The sequence below is a fragment of the Desulfobulbus oralis genome, from assembly GCF_002952055.1.
Taxonomy (GTDB): Bacteria; Desulfobacterota; Desulfobulbia; order Desulfobulbales; family Desulfobulbaceae; genus Desulfobulbus; species Desulfobulbus oralis.
On record NZ_CP021255.1, the window covers coordinates 2,637,643 to 2,662,847 of the forward strand.

Sequence of the window (25,205 nt, forward strand, 5' to 3'; positions counted from 1 at the left end):
CCATGGCCAGATTCTTTATCGACCGGCCCATCTTCGCCTGGGTCATTGCCATTGTCATCATGCTGGCGGGCCTGCTCGCCATCGACACGCTGCCCATTGCCCAGTATCCGGAAATCGCGCCGCCCTCGGTCCGCGTCACCACCTCCTACCGGGGCGCCGCGGCCAGCACCGTGGAAAGCAACGTGGTGCAGGTCATCGAGGAGAACATGACCGGCCTGGACAACTTCCTCTACATGAAGAGCGAAAGCGCCTCTTCGGGCCGGGTCTCCATGACCCTGACCTTCGAGTCCGGCACTGATCCGGACATGGCCCAGGTGCAGGTGCAGAACAAGCTGCAGGGCGCGCTCAGCAATCTGCCCCAGGCGGTGCAGCAGGAAGGCGTGAGCGTGGCCAAGGCCAACGACACCTTCCTCATGCTGGTCTCGCTGATCTCCCCTGACGGCAGCCTCGACAACTACGACCTGAACGATTTCCTCGTCTCCAACATGCGCGATCCGGTAAGCCGGCTGGAGGGCGTGGGTTCGGTGCAGGTCTTTGGTTCCGGTTACGCCATGCGCGTCTGGCTGGACCCGCACAAGCTGAACAGCCACAAGCTCACCCCTTCGGATGTGACCAACGCCATTGCCGTACAGAACAAGCAGGTGACTGTGGGCGCCCTGGGCGGCGCGCCCAGCATTCCGGGCCAGCAGACCTCCTTTACGCTGATGGCCCAGATGATGATGACCAATATCGACGAGTTCAAGGACATCCTGCTCAAAGTGAATGCGGACGGCTCCCAGGTGCGGCTCAGGGACGTGGCCCGGATTTCGGTGGGGGCGGAAAATTACAACGCTTACGGCGTCTACGCCAAGGATGGCCAGATCCAGCCCTCCGCCTCCATGGCCATCATGCTGGGCAGCGGCGCCAACGCCATGGCCACGGCCCAGCGGGTGCGCGCCAAGGTCAAGGAACTGGAGATCTACTTTCCGCCGGGCGTCCAGGCCCTCTTTCCCTACGACACCACCACCTTCGTCAAAGTCTCCATCACCGAGGTGGCCCATACCCTGGTCGAGGCCATCATCCTGGTCTTCCTCGTCATGTACCTCTTTCTCCAGAATTTCCGCGCCACCCTGGTGCCGACCATTGCGGTGCCGGTGGTGCTTCTGGGCACCTTTGGCATCATGTCGCTCCTGGGCTACTCCATCAACACCCTCACCATGTTCGGTCTGGTACTGGCCATTGGTCTGCTGGTGGATGACGCCATCGTGGTGGTGGAGAACGTGGAACGCGTGATGCGGGAAGAGGGGCTGTCGCCCAGGGAGGCCACCCGCAAATCCATGGACCAGATCACCGGCGCCCTTATCGGCATCGCCCTGGTGCTCTCCGCCGTGTTCGTGCCCATGGCCTTCATGGGCGGCGCCACCGGCCAGATCTACCGCCAGTTCTCGATCACCATCGTCTCGGCCATGGGCCTCTCGGTGCTGGTGGCCCTGACCCTGTCGCCCGCGCTCTGCGCCTCGCTGCTGCAGCCGGTCAACCAGGCGAAGCATCAGGAGAAAAGGGGCTTTTTCGGCTGGTTCAACCGGGGTTTCGAAGCCAGCGCCGACCGCTACCGCGACACGGTGCGCCATGTGCTGTACGCACCGGGCCGCGGCATTCTGACCTATCTGGTCATTCTGGGCATTATGGGCCTGCTCTTCGCGAAGCTGCCCTCTGCCTTCATTCCTGAAGAGGATCAGGGCGTATTCGTGACCCTGTTTCAGCTCCCGGCCGGCGCCACCCTGGAGCGCACCATGGCGGTGCAAAAGGAGGTGCTGAAATACTACACCACCGATGAAGGGGAAAATATAGAGGGCGTCATTGGCATAGTTGGCTTCAGTTTTGCCGGCATGGCCCAGAACATGGGCATGGCCTTTGCCCAGCTCAAAGACTGGAGCCTGCGGCCCCGGGCCGACCAGAGTGTGGACGCGATCCTGGGCCGGGCCATGCAGCGCTTTGCCCGGATCAAGGAGGGCATAGTCATTTCCTTCAACCTGCCGGCCGTGCCCGCCCTGGGGCTGGCCACAGGCTTCGACCTCTTTCTGCAGGACCGCGCCGGTCTGGGCCATGCGAAGCTGCTGGAGGCCAGAAACCAGTTGCTGGGCCTGGCCAGCCAGAACCCGAATCTGGTGCGGGTGCGGCCCAACGGCATGGATGATGTGCCGGAATATCATCTCGATATGGATTACGAACAGGTCATGGCCCAGGGCGTGAGCATCTCCGACCTGAACAACACCCTGGCCATAGCCTGGGGTTCCAGCTATGTGAACGACTTTCTCTACAAGGGCCGGGTCAAGAAGGTCATGGTCCAGGCCGACGCGCCCTACCGCATGACGCCCGAGAATGTGGACCAGTGGTATGTGCGCAACAATCAGGGCGCCATGGTGCCGATCTCGGCCGTGACCTCGGGCGCGTGGAGCTACGGCTCGCCGCGTCTGGAACGCTACAACAGCTATCCGGCCGTGGAGATCCAGGGCGAGCCCATACGGGGCAAGTCCAGCGGCGATGCCATGCGGATCATGGAGGAACTGATAAAACAACTCCCTGAAGGTTTCGGCTTCGAGTGGACCGGCACCTCCTTCCAGGAGCAGCGGGCCGGCCAACAGGCGCCTTTCCTCTATGCGGTTTCACTGCTGGTCGTCTTCCTCTGCCTCGCCGCCCTGTATGAAAGCTGGACCGTGCCTTTTGCGGTCATCATGTCAGTGCCGCTGGGCGTGCTGGGCGCCCTGGCCGCCACCTGGCTGCGCGGGCTGGAAAACGACGTGTACTTCCAGGTCGGCCTGCTCACCACCATCGGGCTGTCGGCGAAAAACGCCATTCTGATTGTCGAATTCGCCAAGCGCCGCGTGGACAAGGGCCGGGAAGTGGTGGAGGCCACGGTGCGCGCCGCCAGGCAGCGCCTGCGCCCGATCCTGATGACCTCCATGGCCTTCATCTTCGGCGTCCTGCCGCTGGCAATCAGCAGCGGCGCGGGCGCGAACGCCCGGCATGCCATCGGCACCGGCGTGGCGGGCGGCATGCTGTCAGCCACCTTCCTGGCCGTTATTTTTGTGCCGGTGTTCTACGTGGTGGTGGTGAAAACCTTTACCAGGCACGGCGGCAAGGCCCGCAACCCGGAAACGGACAAGGCCTCTGCGCCGGCCGGCCCTGTGCAATCCAACTGAGGAATTGCCATGCAAAAAACACATCTGTTTCTGGGCGCCGGCCTGCTGCTCTGCGTCCTTTCCGGCTGCACCATGGCTCCACGGTACCTGCGGCCGGACATGCCGGTACCGGCCCAGCTCCCGATCGCGGACAGTCAAGGCCAGGCGGGCACGGATGTCAGCGACATCGGCTGGCAGACTTTCTACACGGACCCGGGCCTGCGACAGGCCATTGCCACGGCGCTGGAGAACAACCGCGATCTCAGGGCCGCAGCCCTGAGCGTCGAGAGCTATCAGGCCCAGTACCGCATTCAGCGGGCGGCCCTGTTTCCGAGCCTCGGCGCGAACGGGAGCTGGAGCAAACAGCGGACGCTTGCCAGCGGCCAGTATGTCACCGGCGAGATGTATTCCGCAGCCGTGGGCGTCACGTCCTATGAACTCGACCTCTTCGGCCGGGTGCGCAGCCTGAAGGCAGAGGCCCTGGAACAGTATCTGGGCCAGGTGGCGACGCACCGCTCCGCAGTCATCTCGCTGGTGGCGGAAACGGCCCGCTCCTATCTGAGTCTGCTGGCCGACCGGGAACTGCTGGCCATCAGCCAGGATACCTTCAAGAGCCAGGGCGAGTCCTTTGGACTCGTGCAGCAGCGCTTTGAGAGCGGCATTGCCAACAGTCTGGAAATAGCCCAGTCGCGCACCATGCTGGAACAGGTGCGCGCCTCCCTGGCCCAGTACCAGCTCCAGAGCGAGCAGGACAAAAACGCGCTGAACCTGCTGGCCGGCGTGGCCATGCCCGATCCCGCAGGCGGCCAGCGGCTCGAGGATCATGACCTGACCCTGCAACTGCCCGCCAACCTGCCCTCCACCGTGCTCCTGCAGCGTCCGGACATCCAGGCGGCGGAACATGCGCTCAAGGCGGCCAACGCCAATATCGGCGCGGCCCGGGCCGCCTTTTTCCCGACCATCAGCCTGACCGGCCAGGCCGGCTACATGGCTCCGGATTTCGGCGACCTCTTTGACAGCAAAAGCGGCGTCTGGGCTTTTACGCCCTCGATCAGCATTCCGATTTTCACGGGCGGCCGGCTCACGGCCCAACTGGACCTGGCGGAGATCCGCAAGGAGGCGGCCGTCGTGAACTACGAAAAGGCCATCCAGACCGCATTCCGGGAGGTCGCGGACGGGCTGGCGGCCCGGAAATGGCTGGCCGAGCGGGTGGCGGCGCAGAAGGCCCTGGTGGATGCGGCCCAGGAATATTACAAGCTGGCATCCTTCCGCTATCAGGAGGGCATCGACAGCTTCCTGACCCAGCTCGATGCGGAGCGTTCCCTGTTTGCGGCCCGGCAGACCTATGTGACCCTGCGTCTGGCGCAGCAGAACAACCAGGTGAATCTGTTCAAGGCGCTGGGAGGCGGGTGGCAGCAGTGAGCGCCGGCCGCCTTGAGCCCCCGCTGCGCGAGAGGTAGCGCCATGGCGAGAAAAACCAAGGAAGAGGCCAGGGAAACCCGGGCTGCCATTCAAAAGGCGGCTTTGGCGCTCTTTGCCACCCGAGGCATCTCGGAGACCACGCTTTCCGATGTGGCCAGGATCGCCGGCGTGACCCGCGGCGCGATTTACTGGCACTTCGAGAACAAGGAGGCGCTGCTGCGCTCGCTCCGCGACGAAACCTGCCTGCCCTACGAGCAGATTGCCCTGGCAGGCGAAAAAGAGGATGAGCCCGATCCCCTGGGCAGGCTGCGGGATATGCTGCGTGCCCTGATTGAGGATGCGGCGGAATCCGGCGTGACCCGTCAGGTGTTTCAGATCTGGCTGGATCGGGGCAGGCTGGGCATCAAGGATCGGGGCGAAAACGCCCAGGAAGAGGAGGAGCGCCGCCACGCGGCCATTCGCAAAACGGAAAGCATCCTGAAAAATGCGGTGCGGCAGGGCCAGTTGCCGAAAAATTTCGATATTCGTCTGGGGGCCGTGTCCATGATGAGCTTTATCGACGGCAGCATTGTTGCCGTGTTGCTGGCCCCGGCCGGCCGGAACATCAAGAACGACATCCTCCGGCTGATCGATGCCTTTCTGTTTGCCATGCAGGCCGATAACAATCCCTATCTGCTGCAGGAGCCCGCAGCCTGAAGGGGCTGCCGCAGCAACAAAAAGGGGGCGGAGGATGCACAGATCCCGCCCCCGTCCCGCACGTGCAACTCCCCTGCGGCGGCTCCTGCCCGCGAAAGCGGAACCGGCTCCTGGCTCACAGTCCGTCTGCCGCCAGCTCCCGCACCAGCTTTTCCTGCGTTTCCGTCAAATGTCTGGGCACCGCCACAGCCACCCGCACCAGGAGGTCGCCGCGCGCGTCCCCGATCGGACCAGCCGGCAGCCCAAAGCCCTTGATACGCAGCCGCGCGTCCTGCTGGACACCGGCCGGCACCCGGACATGAAAGCGCCTGCCCTCCAGGCTCTCCACCTCGATCTCCGTGCCCAGACAGGCCTGACTGAAACTGATTCGCCGTTCCACCACCAGATCATCCTCATCCCGCTGAAAATGGGGATGGGGCGCCAACTGGATCTTCAGATACATGTCGCCGTTCGGGCCGCCGCTGGCAGAGGGTGCGCCCTTGCCCGCCACCCGCAGTTTCTTGCCGTTTTCTATGCCTCTGGGCACCCGGACCGAAATGCTCTGCTGGACGCCGTCCGGCTGGCGCAGGCTCACGGTCTTTTCCGCGCCATGCAGCACGTCCTCGAGGGTGATGGCCAGCGTGTAGTGCAGGTCCGCACCCGCCGCAGGCTGCCGGCAGTCCTGCTGACAGCCGCCGCCAGCCCCGCGGAACATCTGCTCAAAGGGTGAGGTTCCACCACCTCTGCCCGTGCGGAAGCTGCCGCCCCCGAAGGCGCTGGCCCCGCCGAAGCCGCTGGCCCCGCCGAAGCCGCCGCCAAAGCCGAACTGGCGCAGGATGCTGTCCAGATCGAAATTTCTGAAAATGTCTTCCTGACTGAAGCGCTGGTGAAAGCCCGCCGAACCAAAGGTATCGTACTGGCGGCGTTTCTCGGGATCGGAGAGCACGGCATAGGCCTCACTGATTTCCTTGAATTTTTCTTCCGCCACCTTGTTGCCCGGATTTTTGTCCGGGTGATACCTGAGGGCAAGCTTCCGGTAGGCCTTCTTGATCTCTCCCGCAGTGGCGCCTTTGGCGAGGCCCAGGGCTTCGTAGTAGTCAGTCTTCTTTTTATTCATGGTGTGCACAGATGGGAGAAAAATACAGGAAAGTATTCGGCAAGTATAAGAACGATGCCTGCTTCGGCAAGGGCCGGCTATTTTTTCCGGCTCCTGCCCTGGCGCCGGCCCCTGTCTGCCGCCTGGTCGCGGCCCTGCAGCCTGGCCAGCACGCGGTCACGCGTGTTTTTGGGCTGGTTCAGCATGATCACGTAAGCCCGGCCATCCGGCAGGTAGCCGGCCAGATTGTACACGCCGCTCATGGTTCCGCTTTTACTGGCCACCCCGTGCTGCTGCTGCAACACGCCGCGGTAGGGCCGGAAACGCTGCAGGATGGTCAGCATGCTGCGGCAACTGACCCGATCCTGCCGGGAAATGCCCGAAGCTTCCACCAGGTGAACGGCAGCCTTCGGGCCCAGCAGTTCCCGCAGTTCCGCCTGCATCATCTTCTGGCCCTTGGCCCAGGTGGCGGGAAAACCGTATCGCTTCGCGCCGGCCTGCAAAAACAGGAGGTTGGCGATAAAGTTGGAGGAGGAACGCATGAGATCCTGGGCAATAAGCTCCAGGTTCCCGCTGCTCTCGTAGCGGAGCAGCAGCCGGGCATCCTGCGGCACGACGCCACGGCCGCCCAGCCCTTCGACCCTGATCCCCGCCTGCTCCAGCAGGGCACGGAAGAGCTCCTCCGCGTAGCGGATACTGCACTGCTCCGTGTCCGCCCCGCCCATGCAGACGTTCAGGCGCATGCGACCGGAGGCCTGGTTTCTGGCCAGCTCCTGCATGAGGGGCAGTTCCGGCGTCTGGGCCTCACCGGAGGCGATGCCGGCCTGGGTTTTCACAATGGCCAGGGTATTGAAATTGACCGCCAGTGCGGCCACCGGCGCATCATAGGGATTGGCGCTTGCGCTCTGGCCGGGCATGGGCCCTTCCAGCGCAAAGGCGCTGTCGTCCACGAAAAGTGTGGCCACCCGGGTCAGGCCCAGGCTCCGCAGACGAGTTGCAATCCGGGCCACCTCCTCGGAGACCAGCGTGGGATCGCCCAGCCCCCGGATGTAGAGATTGCCCAGCTGATCCTGATAAAATTCGGTTGCAAAGTGGTAATCCGGCCCCAGGATCCGCATGGCCGCCAAAACCGTTGCCACCTTGATGATGCTGGCCGGCATCAGGCTTTCGTCCAGATTGCAGCCGGCCGTGATGCGGCCGGAGCTATCGGCCACGCCGTAGGCGCCGTGGCTGATCAGATCGGTCATGCCGGGGCAGGAGGCGGCGGGAGCGCTGCCCTGGGTCCCCAGGATCGCGGCCGCAAGGGCCAGGAGGCGCAGGGCATGGTGGAACGATTTCGGCATGAGGTTTTCCCTCCTGGTTCAAGGGCCGGACACAGGAACAGCCTGCCGCATGCCGCGGCAGGCTGCACAAACTGGCCCTGGCCAGGAGCGGACAGGGCCAGTGACAGGCGCGTTCAGACAATCTCCGGCAGACGGGCCAGGGATTTTTCGATGTCCTCCTGCGGATAGCTGTAATCCTGCAAGCCGCCCCTGAGGTATGTGTCATAGGAGGGCAGATCGATGACGCCGGTGCCTGAGAGGTTGAAGAGGATCGTCTTCGGCTCCTTGAGGTCTCTTGTCGCCTCGATGATGGCCCCGCGAATGGCATGGGTGCTCTCCGGCGCGGGAATAATGCCTTCGGTGCGGGCAAACAGCAGGCCTGCCTGAAAGCATTCGAGCTGCTGCAGGGCCATGGGCTCGACAATGCCCTCGCGGGTCAGGGCCGAAATCACCGGGGCCATGCCGTGATAGCGCAGGCCGCCCGCGTGCAGGCCCGGCGGCACGAAGTCGTGGCCCAGGGTGTACATGAACAGAAGCGGGGTCATCATGGCCACGTCGCCCGCGTCATAGGCCAGCCTGCCGCTGGTCAGGGTGGGGCAGGAGGCCGGTTCGCAGCCCACAAAGCGGATCTTTCTGCCGTTGAGATAATCGGGCACAAAGGGGGTCATGAGACCGGCAAAGTTGGAACCGCCGCCGCAGCAGCCGATCACCACGTCCGGGAAGTCCCCGGCCAGTTCCATCTGCTTTCTGGCCTCCAGGCCCGCAATGGTCTGGTGCAGGGCCACGTGGTTCAGCACCGAGCCAAGGGCATAATGGGTGTCGCTGCGGCTCGCGGCGTCCGCCAGGGCCTCGGAAATCGCCATGCCGAGCGAACCGGGCGTGTCCGGCATCCGGGCCAGAATGTCGCGGCCGACCTGGGTGTCCCCGCTGGGGCTGGCCACCACCTCGCCGCCGTAGGTCTGCATCATGAACTTGCGGTAGGGCTTCTGATCGTAGGACACGCGCACCATATACACCTTGCACTGCATGCCGAACTTGGAGGCGGCAAAGCAGAGCGCGCTGCCCCACTGACCCGCCCCGGTTTCGGTGGTGAGCCGCCTGATGCCTTCGCGCCTGTTGAAATAGGCCTGGGCCACGGCGGAGTTGGGCTTGTGGCTGCCCACCGGGGAAACGCTTTCGTTTTTGAAATAGATTCTGGCCTTGGTGCCCAGGGCCTCTTCCAGCTTGTTGGCGCGCACCAGGGGGCTGGGCCGCCAGATGGCATAGATATCCAGCACCTCTTCCGGAATGGGAATGAAGCGCTCCTGACTCATCTCCTGCTCCAGCAGGCCCTCCGGGAAGATGGCGCCCAGCTTCTCCGCACTGACGGGCTCATGGGTCACGGGGTCCAGCGACGGCTTGATACCGCCGGGAATGTCCGGCACCACATTGTACCATTGCCGGGGCATTTCATCTTCGCGCAGCACGATCTTTTTCATGGCTTCTCCTTGGCAAAAAGCGGCAGCGCCGTGCCGCACGGATTTCTTGAAAAACGGCCCGCATTAGTACCGCAAAGCGGTCAATTGCTCAAGCCGGAACCGACATCCCCGCTTTCCAGCCTGACGATTCGGGCGCAGAGGGCATCTTCGTGGGCCAAAGCGCAGACCTGCTCCAGCACCTCGCGGGGGCTCACGCCGGGCCTGCCCTGCTCCTGGATGAGTGCAAGCCGTATTTTGCCGGCTCCGACCTCCAGACTGGCCACCAGCGGCCGGATGTCAAAGGTGGCGCTTTTGCCCTTGCGGAAGCGGGTCAGGGGAAAGCGCTCGGCAGCCCGGAAGGCCTCGACCTTTGCCGCAAGCGCCGCCGCGTCGGCATGCTCCGGCAGGTCGATTTCATACAGGTTTCTGACCGCTCCCGCCTGCTTTTTCGGGGCCGGCGTCACCCGGCTCACCACCAGACCGGGCGGCAGCTCACGGTTCAGGGCCTCGACCAGAGCGGCGTCCGCCATCACAGGCCGGGTCAGCTCCATGTCAAAGTATTCGGCCAGACTTTCCATACCCACCGGCAGGGCCTGGCTGAAGGAGACCCTGGGCGAGGGATTGAAGCCCTGGGTATAGGCGATCGGCAGGCCGGCGCGTCTGAGGGCGCGGAACACCAGCACCAACAGCTCCAGATGGCCCAGCAGATGGCTGGGCGGACGGCGGCTGTAGCGGACCCGGTAGCAGCAGCGCGGCGGTTGGCCGCCCTCGGCCGGGGCTTCGGCGGGCAGGCTCTGTGCCGACTGCTCCGGCGCTTCCCGATGCAGCGTCGGTTTGATGGTCCTGAAGTCGCAAATGCCGCAGCCCTGGCAGCCGTGGGTACGGCAGTCCGGCGTATAGATCCCTGAGAAGGCCCGTTCCCGCTCCCGCAGCAGGAAGTCGCGACTGACCCCGCAATCCAGATGCTCCCAAGGCAGGGCCTCATCCAGACAACGGGGCCGCAGATAATCGTCCGGATTCAGGCCGCAGTCCGCGGCCGCCTCCTGCCAGAGCGCCAGATTGAACTGCTCCCCCCAACTGTCCAGCCGCGCGCCGCGCTGCCAGGCCGCCTCGACGAGCAGGCTCAGGCGGCGGTCGCCCCTGGCGAACACGCCTTCCAGATAAGACTGCCTGGGATCATGCCATTTCAGATGATAACCGCGCGCCGGGAGCAATCGCTTCAACAGGTGAATGCGCTCCTGCGCCGCCTCGAGTCCCAACTGGCCCTCCCACTGAAAGGCGGTGCAGGCCTTGGGGACAAAGGTGCCCACGCCCAGGTTGATCTGCACGCTCTTCCAGGCGGCCCCGGCCTGGTTGCGCGCCGCCCTGACCAGCTCGACGATGGCCTCGACATCGGCCTCTGTTTCCGTGGGCAGGCCGGTCATGAAGTAGCATTTGACGAGCTTCCAGCCAAGACTGAAGGCGTTTTTGCAGGTGGCCAGGAGATCCGCCTCGGTAATGCCCTTGTTGATGACCCGGCGAAGTCGCTCGCTGCCCGCCTCGGGCGCGACCGTGAAACCGGTTTTGCGCACCCGCCGGATCTGCTCCATGATGGCCGGCGTGATGGTGCCGACCCGCATGGAGGGCATGGACAGAGACACCCGTTTCCGGGCAAAGCGGTTCATCAGGGCCAGCACCAGTTCGTCCAGGCAGGAATAGTCGCCGGTCGAGAGCGAGAGCAGGGCCATCTCCTCAAAGCCGCTGGCAGCGATGCCCCTATCGGCCCAGTCCAGAATCTGCGCCACGCTGCGTTCCCGTACGGGCCGGTAAATGATGCCGGCCTGGCAGAAACGGCAGCCGCGCGTGCAGCCGCGGGCGATTTCCATGGCGAGCCGGTCATGCACCGTGCCGACCACGGGCACCAGCGGGCGGCACTGGTTTCCGCCGTCGTCCAGCTCGGGCAGAATCGCGCGCCGCACCCTGGTGTATCCTGCCCTGAGCGGCTTCATGCCGGCAAAACGGCCATTTTCGTAGCGGGGTGCAAAAAAGGCCGGCACATAGACGCCGGTCACCGTGGCAAGCCGCGCCAGCACCCCGTCCCGGTCTGTTTTCTCAGCCTTGGCTGTCCGCAAGACCTCTGCGATCCGGACCACCGCCTCTTCGGCATCGCCCACAAGAATGGCGTCGAAAAAGTCTGCCACCGGCTCCGGATTGAAGGCGCAGGAGCCGCCGCCCAGCACCAGCGGATATCCTTCGTCCCGATCCCGCGCCCGGAGCGGCAGGCCGGCCAGATCCAGCACGGTGAGGATATTGGTAAAGCAGAGTTCATAGGGCAGGGTAATGCCCAGAACATCGTAACGGGCGAGCGGCATGCCCGCTTCCAGGGAGCAGAGCGGCAGTTTCTGCTCCCTGAGGAGCGCCTCCATGTCGGTGTCCGGCGCATAGGAGCGGTGCGCGGTCACGCCTGGCTGGCTGTTCAGGATATGGTAGAGAATCTGCAGACCCTGGTGGGACATGCCGATTTCGTAGATATCCGGAAAGAGCAGGCAGAAGTTCAGGTCATGGGGCCTGAATTCGCCGGAGACGGCGTTGTGTTCAAGGCCCAGGTACTGCGCTGGCTTGCGGACCAGCGGCAGACGGGCCTGCAGGGCCGCCCGCGCGGCAGCGGCAGACAGGGGGGCAGAGGAATCTGGTGTCATACGGATCGGCAGGTCATGGGAGGCTGCGTACGGGCCCATGCTGCACGCAAGTCCTGAAAAGAAAAGGGCAATAGTGCCCGGTAGTATGAAAAATACTTGCTTCCTGAGCGGCAACTGCGTATCTCTTTCAGAGCGTTTTTGCCGCTTTCAGTCTCATTTCCGCCTTATCAAAATCATGAAAATTCTCTTTTCTACCATGTTTGGCTGGCTCGCACCCGCTTTTTTCCTGATTTTTTGCGCAAGCGCCTCTGTCCAGGCTGCACAGTTGCAAAAAATTGAACACCGGAGCGGTGCGAACGGCGAAGAAGTGGTGCTCAGCTTCGATGCCGCGGTCCACCCCAAGACCTTTACCATGAACGGCAGCAATCCCCGCATGGTCTTCGATTTTCCCGACACCCAGACCGGCCGGGGCGTCCGCAACCTGTCGCCGAAATCTGCGGTGGTCAAGGGCCTTCGGGTCGGCGTCCACCGGGATGGCGGGCTCAAAACCAGGCTGGTCATGGACCTGGCGACTGCGAGTGCCAAGCCCAGCTACAGCGTGTCGGGCAATACGGTCGTCATCCATCTTGGAAACAAGGCCGGCAGGACTGCGGCCCATGAAGAGGCGCCGACCAGATTGCAGCCCCAGAATGCCAGGAAAAAAAGCCCTGCCCAGACCCGGGCCCCGGCCGCTGCCGACCAGCCAGCCAGCGCTCCGGCCGGGTCTGCCACGCCCAAAGGCCGAAAGAAGGAGCAGGCCAGGCCCGCGCCGCCCAAGACGCCGGAGTCGCCGGCTCAGGAGAGTGAGGCCAAGGCGCCCGACCAGAAGGCCGCAGCCGAAAAAGCAGAGCAGGACGAACCCGCCGCCGGGCAGCAGGCGGCGCAGCCCGCCCAGCCGGAAGCCGCCGCGCCAGCGGCCGCCGTCGACCAGCAGGCGCCTCAGGCCGCTGCCACGGAACCGCCCTACCTCTCGGCCATCCAGTTCGATCCGGATTCGCCCAAGGGCGAGCTGGTGCAGTTCAGATTGAACGGCTTCTATCCGCCGGTGCTGCGCAGCGTGGAAACCGGCACGCCGCAGGTCATCTGCGAGTTCAGCAATCTGGAAGTGGCTCCGGCTTTGGAAGGACCGCTCAAGATCAGCGGCAAGCTGGTCCAGGCCATTCGTATGGACAAATCGGCCGGCAGCGGCAAGGTGCGGGTCTTTATCGAGCTGCTGCCCAACAAGCGCTACAATCTGCAGCAGGTCTTCTTCAAGGAAGACAATTTCTTCGTGCTGATCATCAATGCCGCACAGGACTGAGCGCGGCAATCCCGTTTTCAGGCTGCAGGGCGCCGGTCTTGCACCGCAGCGCCCTGCGTTTTCCGGCAAACATTGACGAACAGGGGCAGGCTGCCACCCGCAACTCTTTTAATGCCATGGAACCGTTCAATTTTCTGCGTGACGTGACCGCCTTCAACCCGAACAACCTGGAAATGCTGTTACGGTTGCTGGCGGCTCTTGTGGCCGGCACCATCGTCGGCTTTGAACGCACCTACCGCGGCCGGCCGGCCGGCTTCCGCACCCACGCGCTGGTCTGCATGACCTCCTGCCTGCTGATGCTGGTGACCGTGTTCCAATCCCAGTGGGTTCTGGAAAAAAGCGATTACCTGATCCGTCTCGACCCGACCCGCATGGCCCAGGGCATCATGACCGGCATCGGTTTCCTGGGCGCCGGCGTGATCATGAAAGAAGGCCCCACGGTACGCGGGCTGACCACGGCCGCATCCATCTGGATCACCGCGGCCATCGGCATTCTGGCCGGCATTGGCTTCTATTTTCCCCTCGTGGTTTCGGTGGCGCTCACCATTCTGGTGCTGTCCATACTGCGGGTGATCGAGAACCTGCTGCCATCCGAGGCCTATTACAACTTCGACGTACGCGGCGAGCGCAACAACGAGTTTACCGAGCAGATCGTCCGCGACCTGCTGAAATCCTGCGGCTTTCGCATCGCCCACACCAGCTACCGGCTGGACGACAAGGGCTGCGAACGCCGTTTCAGCATGGTGCTGCGCACCAGCCGCCGCACCGGCTCCGCCTGCCTGTCCGGCAAGCTGGAACAGATCGACGCTGTGCACGCCTTTCGCATCACGCCGATCAGCGAGTAGCGCTCGGGCGCGCCGCCGGCCCTGTGCCAGGCCGGCCCATGGCTGCCTTGCCGGCAAAAGGGCGGAGCCCAATGGGCGGCTGGGGCAAGGCGCCGCTGCATTCCGCCCCATTCCAGGATGGGCAGCAGCCGTGCCTGTCCGGCAGCCCCCGGGCAGGAGCCATCCCTGGCATGTCCCCTGCCCTGCAGCCATGAACATGCCGGCCTGTGGCAGGGCATCTGCTCCAGCCACAGCATCCTGGCTCCAAAAAACTGGCACAAAAGCCTACCCAACCTGAAGCAAGTTGGGTAGGTATTGTCTCTGCAGACAAAAAACTACACGGGCAGAGACGCGCCCGGGCGTGCCTCCCCCGTTCCCAGGCCGGAACGAGCCATGACAGCGGCTCCCTGGCGGGCGGAGAGCGCAGTACGAAACCATCACCTGTCCTTCTTTCCGCCCCCTCCCCCGCTGCGGGCCTGTTCCCCGGACACCCCGGAGGCACCTGTATGATGAGGATGATGAACATGGCCAGACTGTTGCCGCTGCTCCTGCTGTTCGCCCTGGCCGGCTGCAGGGAGCAGGCTGCGCCGGAAGAGCCGCTGCGCCCCGTGAAGAGCGTGGTGGTGACGGCGGACAGGCCCACGGCGCAGAGCCTGCCCGCCGGCCGCGTGCAGGCCCATACCGAGGTCAGCGTCGCCTTCCGCATGACGGGCAAGGTGGCGGCGCGTCACGCGGCCGTTGGCGACCGGGTCCGGGCCGGGCAAAAGCTGGCCCGGCTTGACGACACGGTAGCGCGCGATGCGCTGACTGCGGCCGGGGCCGAGGTGGCCGCGGCCAGGGCCGCTTTGGAGCAGAGCCAAAAACAGGCGGAGCGCACAGCCCGTCTGCTGCGCCGGCATGCGGTGTCGCAGAGCGAGCGGGAAATTGCCCAGCGCCAGTTTCGGGCCGCCAAAGCCCAGCTCGAGGCAGCCCTGGCCAGGGAGCATGCCGCGGCGGAACAGCTCGACTACGCCGTACTACAGACCCCGGCCGACGGGGTGATCACGGAGCGGCTGGTGGAAAGCGGCGAGGTGGTGGCTGCCGGCCAGCCCGTCTTCCGTCTGGCTGCCGACACGGGCCGGGATGCGGTCTTCGATGCGCCGGAAAGCCTGCTTGGGACCCTCAGGATCGGCGGCAGGCTCGAGGTCTGTCTGACAGATCGCCGGAACCTGTGTTCATCCGCCACCCTCTACGAAATTGCGCCGAAAGCGGACAGGATCACCGGTACCTATCAAATCAGGGCCCTGCTTGACAATGCGGCAGACATGCCCCTGGGCGCGGCCCTCACCGGCGCCCTGCCGGCCGGCGGCGCCCCGGCCATCAGCATCCCCGCCGCAGCGCTCGGCAATGTGGACGGCAGGCCGGTGGTCTGGATTGTTGACCCTGCGAGCGCCACGGTCAGCACCAGAGTGGTGCGCATCGGCAACTATCTGAAGGACACTGTGATCATCGAGGCAGGGCTCGCAGCCGGAGAAACCGTGGTCACCGCGGGCGTGCAGAACCTGCGGCAGGGGCAGAAAGTCAGACTCATGAACAGCGATGCCCGGCCTTAATCTTTCCAAATGGGCCATAGAGCATCGTGCGCTCATGGTCTTTTGCATGATGCTGGTGGCGGTGGCGGGCGTGCGCGCCTACTTCCATCTGGGCCAGAACGAAGACCCGGCCTTCACCGTCAAGACCATGGTGGTGCGGGCCTATCTGCCCGGCGCCACCATGGAGGAGACCCTGCTGCAGCTCACGGAGCGGCTGGAAAAGAAACTCCAGGAAACCCCCCATCTGGACACGCTGGAGAGCTATACCCTGCCCGGGCAGACCACGATTTTTGTGGGGCTCAGGGAGAGCACGGACAAAAAGATCGTGCCGGACTGCTGGTATCAGGTGCGGAAAAAGGCGGGCGACATCCGCCACGAATTGCCGGCCGAAACCCTGGGGCCCTACTTCGACGACGAGTTCGGCGAGACCTATGGCATCATCTACGCCTTCACCGCGGCCGGAGGCTTCAGCCACCGTGAGCTGAAAGACCTTGTGGAGGAGCTGCGCGGCGAACTGCTGCGCGTGCAGGATGTGGCAAAGATCACCACCATTGGCGCGCAGGACGAACGATTCTATGTGACCTTCCAGCCCAAACGCCTGGCCAGCCTGGGCATCAGCCGCGAGGCCCTGCTGCTGGCCATCCGCCAGCAGAACGCGCTCACGCCCGCAGGCATTGTGGACACCGGCAAGGAGCAGATTGCGCTGGAAAGCACGGGCCGCTTCCTCTCCGAATCCGACCTGGCCAATGTGTCGCTCCATGCGGGCGGTCGCAGCATCCGGCTGGGCGACATCGCGGAGATCCGCCGCACTACCGCCGACCCGCCCCAACCGATCTTCCGCTACAATGGCCGAGACGCCGTGGGGCTGGGCCTTTCCATGCAGGAGGGCGGCGACGTGCTGCAACTGGAAAAGAACATGGCAGCCGCCATGAAGCGCCTGGAGGCCGAGCTGCCGGTGGGCATCGAGGCCCATCTGGTGTCCAACCAGCCCAGGGTGGTACGCGAGGCGGTCGCCGAGTTTCTGGAGGCGCTCTTCGAGGCCGTGGCCATCGTGCTGGCCATCAGCTTCATCAGCCTGGGCCTGCGCGCGGGCACGGTGGTGGCCTTTTCCATCCCCTTTGTCCTGGCCTTCGTCTTCCTGGGCATGGAACTCTGCGGCATAGATCTGCAACGGGTTTCTCTGGGCGCGCTCATCATTTCCCTGGGCCTCTTGGTGGATGACGCCATGATCACCGTGGAAAGCATGGTCTCCAGGCTGGAAGCCGGCTGGCCCAAGGCCAGGGCCGCCACCTTTGCCTACACCTCCACGGCCTTTCCCATGCTGACCGGCACGCTGGTCACCATCTTCGGCTTCATCCCGATCGGCCTTTCCAGGAGCATGGCCGGCGAATACACCTTTTCGCTCTTCGCCGTGGTGGGCATGGCGCTTTTGGTGTCGTGGTTCGTGGCCGTGCTCTTTGCCCCGGTGATCGGCATGAAGATGCTGAAGGAAAACCCGGGCCAGCACGAGCCCAGACCCAGCCGGCCGGCACGGATCTTCCACAGGATGCTGCGCCTGGCCATGCGCCGGCCCAGAACCACGGTCACGGCAACCCTGCTCCTCTTTGCCGCCGCCATTCTGGCCCTGCCGCTGGTGCCGGAACAGTTCTTTCCCTCCTCCGACCGGCCCGAGCTGCTGGTGGACATGACGCTCCGCCACGGCGTGTCGATCAGGGCCACGGACGAGGTTTCCAAACGGATGGACGCGCTGCTGAAAGACGATCCTGACATTGCGCACTGGAGTTCCTACGTGGGGCGGGGCGCCATCCGCTTCTATCTGCCGCTGGACGAGAAACTGCCAAACGATTTCTTTGCCCAGACCGTGATTGTCACCAGGGGCAACGAGGCGCGGGAACGGGTGCGCAAACGGCTGCAGCATGCCCTGGACCACGATTTCCCGGAGCTGCTGGGCCGCATCTCGTCCCTGGAGCTGGGGCCGCCCGTGGGCTGGCCGGTCCAGTACCGGATCGCCGGCAGGGATGCGGATCTGGTGCAGCACTATGGCCGCCGCCTGGCAGCCATCATGGCCGCCAACGCCGATCTGCACACCATCAACGGCAACTGGGGCACCAAGGCCCGCAAGCTCAGGCTGCGCATCCGGCAGGACGAGGCCAGGCGGCTGGGCCTGTCATCGGCCGGCATCGCCCAGGCGCTCTACAGCACGGTCAGCGGGGTGAGGGCCACCGCGGTGCGGGATGACATCTATCTCATCGACGTGGTCCTGCGGGCGGACGAGGAGAGCCGCACCAGCATCGAAAACCTCAAGACCCTGGATCTGCCGCTGCCCGGCGGCAAAAGCGTGGCCCTGGCCGCGGTTGCGGACATCGACTTTGTGCAGGATTATCCGCTCGTCTGGCGGCGGGACCGGCTGCCCACCCTGACCGTGCAGGCCGATGTGCGGAAAGGCGTCATGCCCGCGACCGTGGTGCGGGCGCTGCAGCGGGATGTGCAGGCGCTGCAGGAGGAACTGCCGCCCGGCTACCGGATTGCAACCGGCGGCGCGGTGGAGGAAAGTGAAAAGGCCCAGGCCTCGGTTCTGGCAACCATGCCGGTCATGGCGATTCTGATGCTCTTCGTGCTCATGGTGCAGCTCGGCAATTTCCGGCATCTGGTCCTGGTCATCTGCGTCGCGCCCCTGGGGCTCATCGGCGTGGTGCTGGGCCTGCTCGTCACGCGGCAGCCGCTCGGCTTTGTGGCGCTTCTGGGCGTGGTCGCCATGATCGGCATGATCATCCGCAACTCGGTCATCCTGGTGCACCAGATCGACCGGGAAAAACAGGCAGGCAAATCCGACTGGGATGCGCTGGAGGCTGCGGCCACCGTCCGTTTCCGGCCCATCATGCTGACCGCGGTGGCGGCCATCCTGGGCATGGCGCCCATCGCGCCGACCGTGTTCTGGGGGCCGATGGCCAATGCCATCATGGGCGGGCTGGCCGTGGCCACGGCGCTGACCCTGCTCTTTCTGCCCGCCTGCTATGTGCTCTGGTATGGGCTGCAGGCGCCAGAGGAGCCGGCAGCTCCGGGCAAAAAAGGGCCGAGTCCGGGAAGACCCCGGGCAGCCGGCGGGTTCGATGGGCATCCATGAAGTTCTGATGGGCGCCCTGCGGCTCTCCGTTTTGAGACGCCGTGAACGCCGGTGTTCCGGCGGCCGCAAGCAGGATGCCCGCCATCCTGCCTGGGCTGACGGAGGAAAAGCGCCGGCCCGGGCTGCGGCTGGAGCGGGCACTCAGCGGGCGGCGGACAGCAGCGCTCCCTGCCGGAAGACCTTCTCACGGAAAAAGTCGATGGTATCCCCGCGGCGCCGGCTCATGCGGGCCTGCTCTGCAATCATGCTGGCGCGGGCATTGCGCATGATGGCCATCTTGTACTCGATGGTGGGCGCGAGCGCATTGTCCAGATACCAGGCATAAAAAAGCCCAAAATAGAGCCCCGGCGGCGTGAAGCCTTCGGCAAGGTTCACCGCCCGGGTGAACACCCCCTGTTCCGTGGCGCTGGGCCGCATCCGGATAAGCTGCAGATAGGAGCCGATGTCGCTCCATTTCAGAAAACTTTTGAGCCGCTCCGGCTCCGCCATCTGCAGGCGATAGACCAGCCCCACCGGGCTGCCGCGAAAGAGCAGCGGCTCCATGCTCTTCTGGGCCGCATAGTTGCCCAGAAGCGACTGGCCCAGGGCCTGCAGGAAGGCGCTCTCCAGCATCCTGCCGTCCCTCACCTGATCGTCGCGGATCAGGATCCGGCGGGTTTCGGGCTGATAGGTGGAAACGATATTGTCCCATTCCTGGGCGTACTTCCAGACCGTGGTATCCACGAGCCAGATCTTCTGCGGCTCGGCCAAATGCTCCAGGGGAATGTCCGGATGCCGCCAGAGAATGGCCAGGAGCGCCTGCAGCAGCGCCTGTCTTTTGCCGGGCGTGAGCGGCGCCGGGGATTCGGTCTCGGCCTGGACCATGGTATCGACACGGCCAATGCCCAGAGCGGCAAGCCGCTGCCGCATCCGGGCGTAGCGCTCGCAGGGCACGAGCCTGGGCACGGTGCGGTGCGGCGCGCCGGCCGGGGGCAGATCCTGCAGGGGCCGGGTGGCCGCGGGCTGTTTCAGCAGTCCCACATGGCGCAACAGCCAGAGGGCCTTCACAGTCCGGGCCAGGGCGTCCGGATCGTGCTGAATGCGCTTTTGCCGGCTCAGCAGCGGGCGGGAGAAGACCGCCGCCTCGATCAGCCCAAAGCCCAGTTCCTGCACGCGGCCGCGATCCACCATGATGGGCTCCTTGGCCTCCAGCGCGTAGCCCTGCAGCACCGAGCCCGGAATGTCCGCCATGTCGAGGGCGATGACATGGGAAAAGAGCCCCTGCACGCCGCCCGGGATGTTGCGGTGATAGGCGGTGACCATGTCGGAAACATAGAATTTCCGTTCCGGCGCTTCCCGGGTGGCGTCGGTCTCGCCCATCTGCACCCAGATGTTGGCCACCAGCAGCTTCAGGGCCCGGTGGTTGGCGCGGATGGCTCCGGCCACGCCCGGAATCTGCAGAATCGGGATGATGGAGGTATAGAGACTGCCCGGGGCAAAGAGCAGGATATCCGCCTCGGCAATGAGGCCCAGCAGTCCGGGATGCAGCGCCGCCTCGCCGCAAAACGCGGTCATGACGCGGTCCACCGGGTAAAAACGGCGCACAGCGCTGGACTTGTCTTCGCTGGTGGACAGTACGCCGTTGCTGTACAAAAGACTGAGTTCGGCCGGCGTGAGTGCTGCAGGCAGCACAGCGTCTTCCTGCACGCCCAGCGCACGCGCCAGATCGGCCAGGCCCTGTATCGTGGCCTGCTGCAGGTCGTTAGGCTGCCGGGCCAAGGCGAAGCTGCCCCCGGCACTGTCCTTAAGCCGCAGATGCCGGTAGATGGCCGCAGCCAGCAGCAGATTGCCCAGACACTGGGGATAGGCCAAAACCGGGCTGAGGCGCGGATCGAGGAAGAGCGACTCCAAAAGCGGCAAGAGCAGCTCGCGAAGCGGGCCGGGCAAGGCATCCGGCCGCAGGCCGGACGCGCTCAGCAGCGCCCCGGCCGACTTGGGCGGCACGGAAAAACGGTAGTTGAAGAGACGGTGCAGGTTCAGCGCCAGTTGACCGGCCCCGGCCTCGGAGAGCGCGTAGATCCGGATCAGGGCGTCCCGCCGGACAGCGGCCAGGAGCACGTGACGCAGATCGCCCAGGGCCACGAGCGGCAGGGTCTTGCGCAATTCGCCCGTGGAACCGCCGTCATCGGTCACGCAGACCACGCTGTGCAGATCGGAAAAGTACTGCTTCAGGCCCGTGAAGGGGCGTTCGGGCCAGTCCTCGCGCCGGGAATCACCGCCCACGATGGTGGCCAGGCCCGTGCCGCCGCCAAAGACCACGACCTTGACGCCAGAGGTGTCGATGCCCTCCATCTGCTCGCGAAAACGGCCGAAGAGGCCCAAAAGATCGGGCGACACAGACTTCATGGCGCCGCCCAGCAGCAGGGACACCAACCGCTCCTCGGCGCTGTTGTCTGCAAAAAGGTCGAGCGGCGTGTAGCGGGCCGTACGCAGTTGGGCCAGGATTTCGGCGGCCGACCGGGCGCAGTCCCGCATTACCACCCCTGGGCCAGCATCTGCTCCACCCGGTCGACATCCGCGGCCGTGTCCACCTCGATGGAGTCGTGGCTGGTCAGCGCCACGCGGATGGTGTAGCCGTGTTCCAGGGCACGAAGCTGTTCCAGCTTCTCCAGCCGCTCCCACTGGCCCATGGGCAGGGCCACGAAGGTGTCGAGGAATTGCTTGCGGTAGGCGTAAAAGCCCAGATGCCGGTAGCTGGGGGCCTCGAGCTGGTTGCCGTCGCGAAAGCAGGGAATCGGCGAGCGGGAAAAGTAGAGCGCCCGGCCCCTTCGGTCAAACACGGTTTTCACGTGATTGGGATTGGTTATTTCTTCGGGCCGGGTGATCCTGTAGACAAGGGTGGCCATGGGCAGTTCCGGCTCGTCCAGCAGCGGCTGGACGACCTCGGCCAGGATGGCCGGCGCGAACAGGGGCTGATCGCCCTGGACATTGACCACGATATCGTCGTCGGAGAGACCGAGCTTGCCGGCCGCCTCGGCCAGGCGGTCGGTGCCGCTTTTGTGCCCGATATTCGTCATGACAAAGCTGCCGCCAAAGGCCGCGACCGCATCCGCTATGCGCTCGTCATCGGTGGCCACCACCACCTGCCTGACCAGGGGCGAGGCGGACGCGCGCTCGACCACGTGCTGGATCATGGGTTTGCCGGCGATCAGAACCAGTGGTTTGCCCGCGAGGCGGCTGCTCTGATAGCGGGACGGGATAATGACGGAAACAGATGGGCTCATGGGCGTTCGGGGATGGAGAAGTGGTCGGCTTTTTTACTGCGGAACGAGCGGAATCACCTTAACGGGAGGAGGGGAAAAAGGCAATGATCAAGGAACATTGGCCACTGAAAAGCCTGGAGGAAACGGCTGCCCTGAGCGTCTGGGCAGACAGCGGCGCGGACAGGATACAGGCCGGGCGGCTGGCCGAACGGCTCGGCCTGCCGATGGCGCAGGGGCAGCCCGCCCATGGTCTGGCACTGCGCTTCGGCGCCCATGGTCTTGAGTTGTGCTGCACCCGCGGCGGGGCAGATGTGCTGTGTCTGAGAGGCGATTTCACCCGGATGCTGCCGCGCCTGCAGCCAGGCAGTCTCCAGCGTGAACTGCTGGTACGGGCTGCCCGGATCCGACGCCCAACAGGCCGGCTGGTGGCCATTGACGCCACCGCCGGACTGGGCGAAGACGCCATGCTGCTGGCAGCCGCCGGATTTTCGGTGCAGCTCTACGAGTCCAATCCGGTGATCGCGGCCCTGCTTGCCGATGCCCTGGACAGGGCGGCCGGCGTGCCGGCACTGGCCCCGGTGGTCAGCCGGATGCAGCTCCACGAGACCGACAGCCGCACGGCCCTGCCCAAACTGCCCGCCCCACCCGATGTCATCCTGCTGGACCCCATGTTTCCGGCCCGCCACAAGAGCGCTCTGGTCAAGAAAAAGCTCCAGCTGCTCCAGATGCTGGCCTGCCCCTGCGCGGACGAAGCCGCGCTCCTCATGGCGGCCATTGCGGCCCGGCCCCGCAAGGTGCTGGTCAAGCGGCCGCTCAAGGGCGCCTGTCTTGCCGGCATCAAAGCCTCCCATTCGTTCACCGGCCGGGCCATCCGCATTGACTGTCTGGTCCTGCCCGGTCCCCAGACGCATTGACAGCGCCGTACCTGCCGGGTATGTTCGAAGGTTTCAACAACTTTGCCAGGCTTGGAGTGGTGATCATGAAAGTGCTGATTCCGGTTCTTTTTGTTCTTGGTCTCGTTTGCCCTGCAGGCAGCGCTCCGGCTGCGCCTGCCCCGGGCATCGCCAAAACGCCCTATTGCTCGGCCCTGAGCATCAACGCGGAAACCGGCGAAGTCCTTTTTGAAGACAATGCCGATGCCCAGGTCTATCCGGCCAGTGTCCTCAAACTAATGGATCTCTACATCGTGCTCAGCCGTATAGAATCAGGAAAACTGGCGCTGAGCGACATGGTGCAGGTTACGCCGGAGGCGGCCGGAATGGGCGGGTCCCAGGTCTATCTGGACGAAAAGGAACAGTTCCCGGTGGAGGAACTCCTCTATGCCCTCATGGTGCAATCGGCCAACGATGCCGCCACCGCGCTGGCCATTCACATCGCCGGTTCCCGGGAGGCCTTTGTCGGGCTGATGAATCAGACCGCGCAGGAACTGGGCATGACGCATACCACCTTTCACAGCGAACACGGCCTGCCGCCCGGCAAAGGCCAAGAGCCGGACGTGACCACGGCCCGGGATATGGCGATCCTCTGCCGGGAGCTGGTCAAACGGCCCAATGCCCTGCACTATACCAGCACCATCACCCGGGGCTTTCGCAATGACCAATTCATCATGCACAATCACAACAAGCTGCTCGGCCTGGCTCCGGGCGTGGATGGCCTGAAAACCGGCTACTTCCGGCAGGCCGGCTATTCCATCGCCGCCACCGCCCCGCAGAACGGACAAAGGGTGATTACGCTTGTGATGGGCAGTGCCAGCGCCAAGGAACGGGACGCCAAGGCACTGGAAATTCTGCGCACCTCTCTGGCCAGGTTGCCGCCCAGAACAGAAGCCCCCAAGGCCTCGCAGCTTGCCCAGCCGCAGCACCTGCCGTCGGCGCCGCAGGAGGCTGCGCCGGCCGTGGAGGAAAAACCGGCGGCCAGGGGCCCCTTATCCGCAGGCTGGGGCAAATTCTTCCTCGGCCTGGGGATCGGACTGCTCGTTTTTGTCGGCATCATTCTGGCCGCCGGCCGCTATCTGCGCAACCAACGGAGCAGAGGCATGTATCTCCGCAGGCGTTAGACATCCGCCCTGCAAAAGACCTTTTAGAGGCGTTTCATATCAAAATTTGCACAGGAAAACTCAGTCATGACAGATAACAAAAAGAGTGAAAGCAGTGAAAAGCAGGTCAGCGAAGCGGGGCTTGCCGATGTGGTGGCCTGCAACTCGGGCATTTCGCTGATCGATGGCCAGGCAGGGCAACTGCTCTACCGGGGCTACGATGCGGTAGAGCTGGCCCGGCATTCCACCTTCGAGGAGGTGGCCTACCTGCTCTGGTACGGCCGGCTGCCGGGCTTAAGCGAGTTCGAGGCCTTTCTGGACGGCTTCACCGGGTCCATGCGCCTGCCCGTGGAAACGGTCATGATTATGCGTATGTTCCCCCATGTCGCCACGCCGATGGAGATCCTGCGCACCGCCGTATCCTCCATGGGTCACTGGGATCCGGACAGCGGCGTCACCCGCCTGGACGCCCTCATGCGCAAGGCCCAGCGCATCACCGAACGCATGCCGCTGATCATCTCCTCCTATCAGCGTCTGCGAAACGGCATGGAGCCCATCGAACCGCGCAGCAACAGCGGCATTGCCATGAACTTCCTCTACACGCTGACCGGCAAGGAGCCCGATCCGGTCATGGTCAGGGCCATGGACAGCGCGCTCATTCTGCATGCCGACCATGAGCTGAACGCGTCCACCTTCACCGCGCGGGTCGTGGCTGCCACCCTGACCGACATTTATTCGTGCATCACCAGCGCCATTGCAGCCCTGAAAGGACCGCTGCACGGCGGCGCGAACGCCGAGGTCATGAACATGCTGGATGCAATCGGCGATCCGGCCCGGGCCGATTCCTGGGTCAAGCAGCGGCTCTCGGAAAAGAAAAAGATTCCGGGTTTCGGCCACCGGGTCTACCGCTGCGAAGACCCACGCGCCACGGCCCTCAGGGAAACCGCCCGGAAAATCACCACCATGACCGGCAATACCCACTACTTTGAAATTGCCGAGGAGGTGGAGAAAACCATGCTGGCGAACACCAAGGTTTTCCCCAATGTGGACTTCTTCTCCGGGACGCTCTACAACGCCATGGGCATCCCCAGCGAGCTGTTCACCCCCATTTTCGCCATCAGCCGCGTCGTGGGCTGGACGGCCCACATCCTGGAGCAATTGAAAAACAACCGGCTCATCAGGCCAACCGCCAACTACGTCGGGCCGTCACTGACGCCCTACGTCGATATCAGCGCCCGCTCCTGAAGCTGGGCTCACAGGGCCTTGTCATGCTGTGACCATGGACATACAATGACCTGTTATGCGCCAGATGACGCGGG

Annotated in this window: 16 protein-coding genes; 10 read left to right on the plus strand and 6 right to left on the minus strand. The window is 64.4% G+C overall.

From position 1 onward, the window contains the following. Positions 1–2: 2 nt before the first annotated feature. From CAY53_RS11825 to CAY53_RS11835, 3 genes are read left to right on the plus strand one after another with little or no spacing between them, the layout of a single operon-like run. Positions 3–3,182, plus strand: coding sequence for an efflux RND transporter permease subunit (locus tag CAY53_RS11825; protein ID WP_104937272.1), 3,180 nt, complete (start codon positions 3–5; stop codon positions 3,180–3,182). Positions 3,183–3,191: 9 nt separating this feature from the next. After that, positions 3,192–4,583: an efflux transporter outer membrane subunit gene (locus tag CAY53_RS11830; RefSeq protein WP_104937273.1), complete on the plus strand. Its 1,392-nt coding sequence runs from the start codon at positions 3,192–3,194 to the stop codon at positions 4,581–4,583. 42 nt (positions 4,584–4,625) lie between these two features. Then, positions 4,626–5,279, plus strand: coding sequence for a TetR family transcriptional regulator (locus CAY53_RS11835; RefSeq protein ID WP_104937274.1), 654 nt, complete (start codon positions 4,626–4,628; stop codon positions 5,277–5,279). Between the two features lie 115 nt (positions 5,280–5,394). Here the strand turns inward: CAY53_RS11835 and CAY53_RS11840 are convergent, their stop codons facing one another. From CAY53_RS11840 to CAY53_RS11855, 4 genes are all read right to left on the minus strand, one after another. Further along, complete coding sequence (locus CAY53_RS11840) at positions 5,395–6,375, minus strand: DnaJ C-terminal domain-containing protein (protein ID WP_104937275.1); 981 nt, start codon at positions 6,373–6,375, stop codon at positions 5,395–5,397. A gap of 77 nt (positions 6,376–6,452) precedes the next feature. Then, on the minus strand, positions 6,453–7,697 hold the full coding sequence (locus CAY53_RS11845) for a D-alanyl-D-alanine carboxypeptidase/D-alanyl-D-alanine-endopeptidase (protein ID WP_104937276.1): 1,245 nt from the start codon (positions 7,695–7,697) through the stop codon (positions 6,453–6,455). A gap of 113 nt (positions 7,698–7,810) precedes the next feature. Beyond that, a complete protein-coding gene (locus CAY53_RS11850) occupies positions 7,811–9,154 on the minus strand; it encodes a TrpB-like pyridoxal phosphate-dependent enzyme (protein WP_104937277.1) in 1,344 nt (447 codons plus the stop codon). An 80-nt stretch (positions 9,155–9,234) separates the two neighbouring features. Next, positions 9,235–11,811: a TIGR03960 family B12-binding radical SAM protein gene (locus tag CAY53_RS11855; RefSeq protein WP_104937556.1), complete on the minus strand. Its 2,577-nt coding sequence runs from the start codon at positions 11,809–11,811 to the stop codon at positions 9,235–9,237. A gap of 175 nt (positions 11,812–11,986) precedes the next feature. Between CAY53_RS11855 and CAY53_RS11860 the strand changes: the two genes are divergently transcribed. The 4 genes from CAY53_RS11860 to CAY53_RS11875 all read left to right on the plus strand — a co-directional run bounded on the left by CAY53_RS11860 (position 11,987) and on the right by CAY53_RS11875 (position 18,609). Further along, complete coding sequence (locus CAY53_RS11860) at positions 11,987–13,090, plus strand: AMIN domain-containing protein (RefSeq protein WP_181040300.1); 1,104 nt, start codon at positions 11,987–11,989, stop codon at positions 13,088–13,090. A 38-nt stretch (positions 13,091–13,128) separates the two neighbouring features. Next, positions 13,129–13,935, plus strand: a complete 807-nt coding sequence (locus tag CAY53_RS11865) for an MgtC/SapB family protein (protein WP_219842677.1) — start codon at positions 13,129–13,131, stop codon at positions 13,933–13,935. 485 nt (positions 13,936–14,420) lie between these two features. Further along, positions 14,421–15,506: an efflux RND transporter periplasmic adaptor subunit gene (locus CAY53_RS11870; RefSeq protein WP_104937279.1), complete on the plus strand. Its 1,086-nt coding sequence runs from the start codon at positions 14,421–14,423 to the stop codon at positions 15,504–15,506. Beyond that, a complete protein-coding gene (locus CAY53_RS11875) occupies positions 15,493–18,609 on the plus strand; it encodes an efflux RND transporter permease subunit (protein ID WP_104937280.1) in 3,117 nt (1,038 codons plus the stop codon). Before CAY53_RS11870 ends, CAY53_RS11875 begins: the two co-directional genes overlap by 14 nt. Positions 18,610–18,750: 141 nt before the next feature. On the opposite strand, the gene CAY53_RS11880 is transcribed toward CAY53_RS11875, so the two are convergent. Next, the gene (locus tag CAY53_RS11880) at positions 18,751–21,123 is read right to left on the minus strand and encodes a gluconeogenesis factor YvcK family protein (protein ID WP_104937281.1); all 2,373 of its coding nucleotides are present in this window, start codon (positions 21,121–21,123) and stop codon (positions 18,751–18,753) included. Further along, positions 21,123–21,872 (minus strand): 3-deoxy-manno-octulosonate cytidylyltransferase, encoded by a 750-nt coding sequence (gene kdsB, locus CAY53_RS11885; RefSeq protein WP_104937282.1) that lies wholly within the window; start codon positions 21,870–21,872, stop codon positions 21,123–21,125. Before kdsB ends, CAY53_RS11880 begins: the two co-directional genes overlap by 1 nt. Before the next feature lie 83 nt (positions 21,873–21,955). On the opposite strand from kdsB, the gene CAY53_RS11890 reads away from it, so the two are divergent. From CAY53_RS11890 to CAY53_RS11900, 3 genes are all read left to right on the plus strand, one after another. Continuing rightward, positions 21,956–22,765, plus strand: coding sequence for a class I SAM-dependent methyltransferase (locus CAY53_RS11890; RefSeq protein ID WP_104937283.1), 810 nt, complete (start codon positions 21,956–21,958; stop codon positions 22,763–22,765). A 65-nt stretch (positions 22,766–22,830) separates the two neighbouring features. Then, positions 22,831–23,907, plus strand: a complete 1,077-nt coding sequence (locus CAY53_RS11895; RefSeq protein WP_104937558.1) for a D-alanyl-D-alanine carboxypeptidase family protein — start codon at positions 22,831–22,833, stop codon at positions 23,905–23,907. Positions 23,908–23,973: 66 nt separating this feature from the next. Further along, positions 23,974–25,131 (plus strand): citrate/2-methylcitrate synthase, encoded by a 1,158-nt coding sequence (locus CAY53_RS11900; protein ID WP_104937284.1) that lies wholly within the window; start codon positions 23,974–23,976, stop codon positions 25,129–25,131. Positions 25,132–25,205: the final 74 nt, after the last annotated feature.

Bases quoted from the DNA above. Each gene is read 5' to 3' on its own strand.
- CAY53_RS11825 (WP_104937272.1), top strand. From the start codon at position 3: ATGGCCAGATTCTTTATCGACCGGCCCATCTTCGCCTGGGTCATTGCC.
- CAY53_RS11830 (WP_104937273.1), top strand. From the start codon at position 3,192: ATGCAAAAAACACATCTGTTTCTGGGCGCCGGCCTGCTGCTCTGCGTC.
- CAY53_RS11835 (WP_104937274.1), top strand. From the start codon at position 4,626: ATGGCGAGAAAAACCAAGGAAGAGGCCAGGGAAACCCGGGCTGCCATT.
- CAY53_RS11840 (WP_104937275.1), bottom strand. From the start codon at position 6,375: ATGAATAAAAAGAAGACTGACTACTACGAAGCCCTGGGCCTCGCCAAA.
- CAY53_RS11845 (WP_104937276.1), bottom strand. From the start codon at position 7,697: ATGCCGAAATCGTTCCACCATGCCCTGCGCCTCCTGGCCCTTGCGGCC.
- CAY53_RS11850 (WP_104937277.1), bottom strand. From the start codon at position 9,154: ATGAAAAAGATCGTGCTGCGCGAAGATGAAATGCCCCGGCAATGGTAC.
- CAY53_RS11855 (WP_104937556.1), bottom strand. From the start codon at position 11,811: ATGACACCAGATTCCTCTGCCCCCCTGTCTGCCGCTGCCGCGCGGGCG.
- CAY53_RS11860 (WP_181040300.1), top strand. From the start codon at position 11,987: ATGAAAATTCTCTTTTCTACCATGTTTGGCTGGCTCGCACCCGCTTTT.
- CAY53_RS11870 (WP_104937279.1), top strand. From the start codon at position 14,421: ATGATGAGGATGATGAACATGGCCAGACTGTTGCCGCTGCTCCTGCTG.
- CAY53_RS11875 (WP_104937280.1), top strand. From the start codon at position 15,493: ATGCCCGGCCTTAATCTTTCCAAATGGGCCATAGAGCATCGTGCGCTC.
- CAY53_RS11880 (WP_104937281.1), bottom strand. From the start codon at position 21,123: ATGCGGGACTGCGCCCGGTCGGCCGCCGAAATCCTGGCCCAACTGCGT.
- kdsB (WP_104937282.1), bottom strand. From the start codon at position 21,872: ATGAGCCCATCTGTTTCCGTCATTATCCCGTCCCGCTATCAGAGCAGC.
- CAY53_RS11890 (WP_104937283.1), top strand. From the start codon at position 21,956: ATGATCAAGGAACATTGGCCACTGAAAAGCCTGGAGGAAACGGCTGCC.
- CAY53_RS11895 (WP_104937558.1), top strand. From the start codon at position 22,831: ATGAAAGTGCTGATTCCGGTTCTTTTTGTTCTTGGTCTCGTTTGCCCT.
- CAY53_RS11900 (WP_104937284.1), top strand. From the start codon at position 23,974: ATGACAGATAACAAAAAGAGTGAAAGCAGTGAAAAGCAGGTCAGCGAA.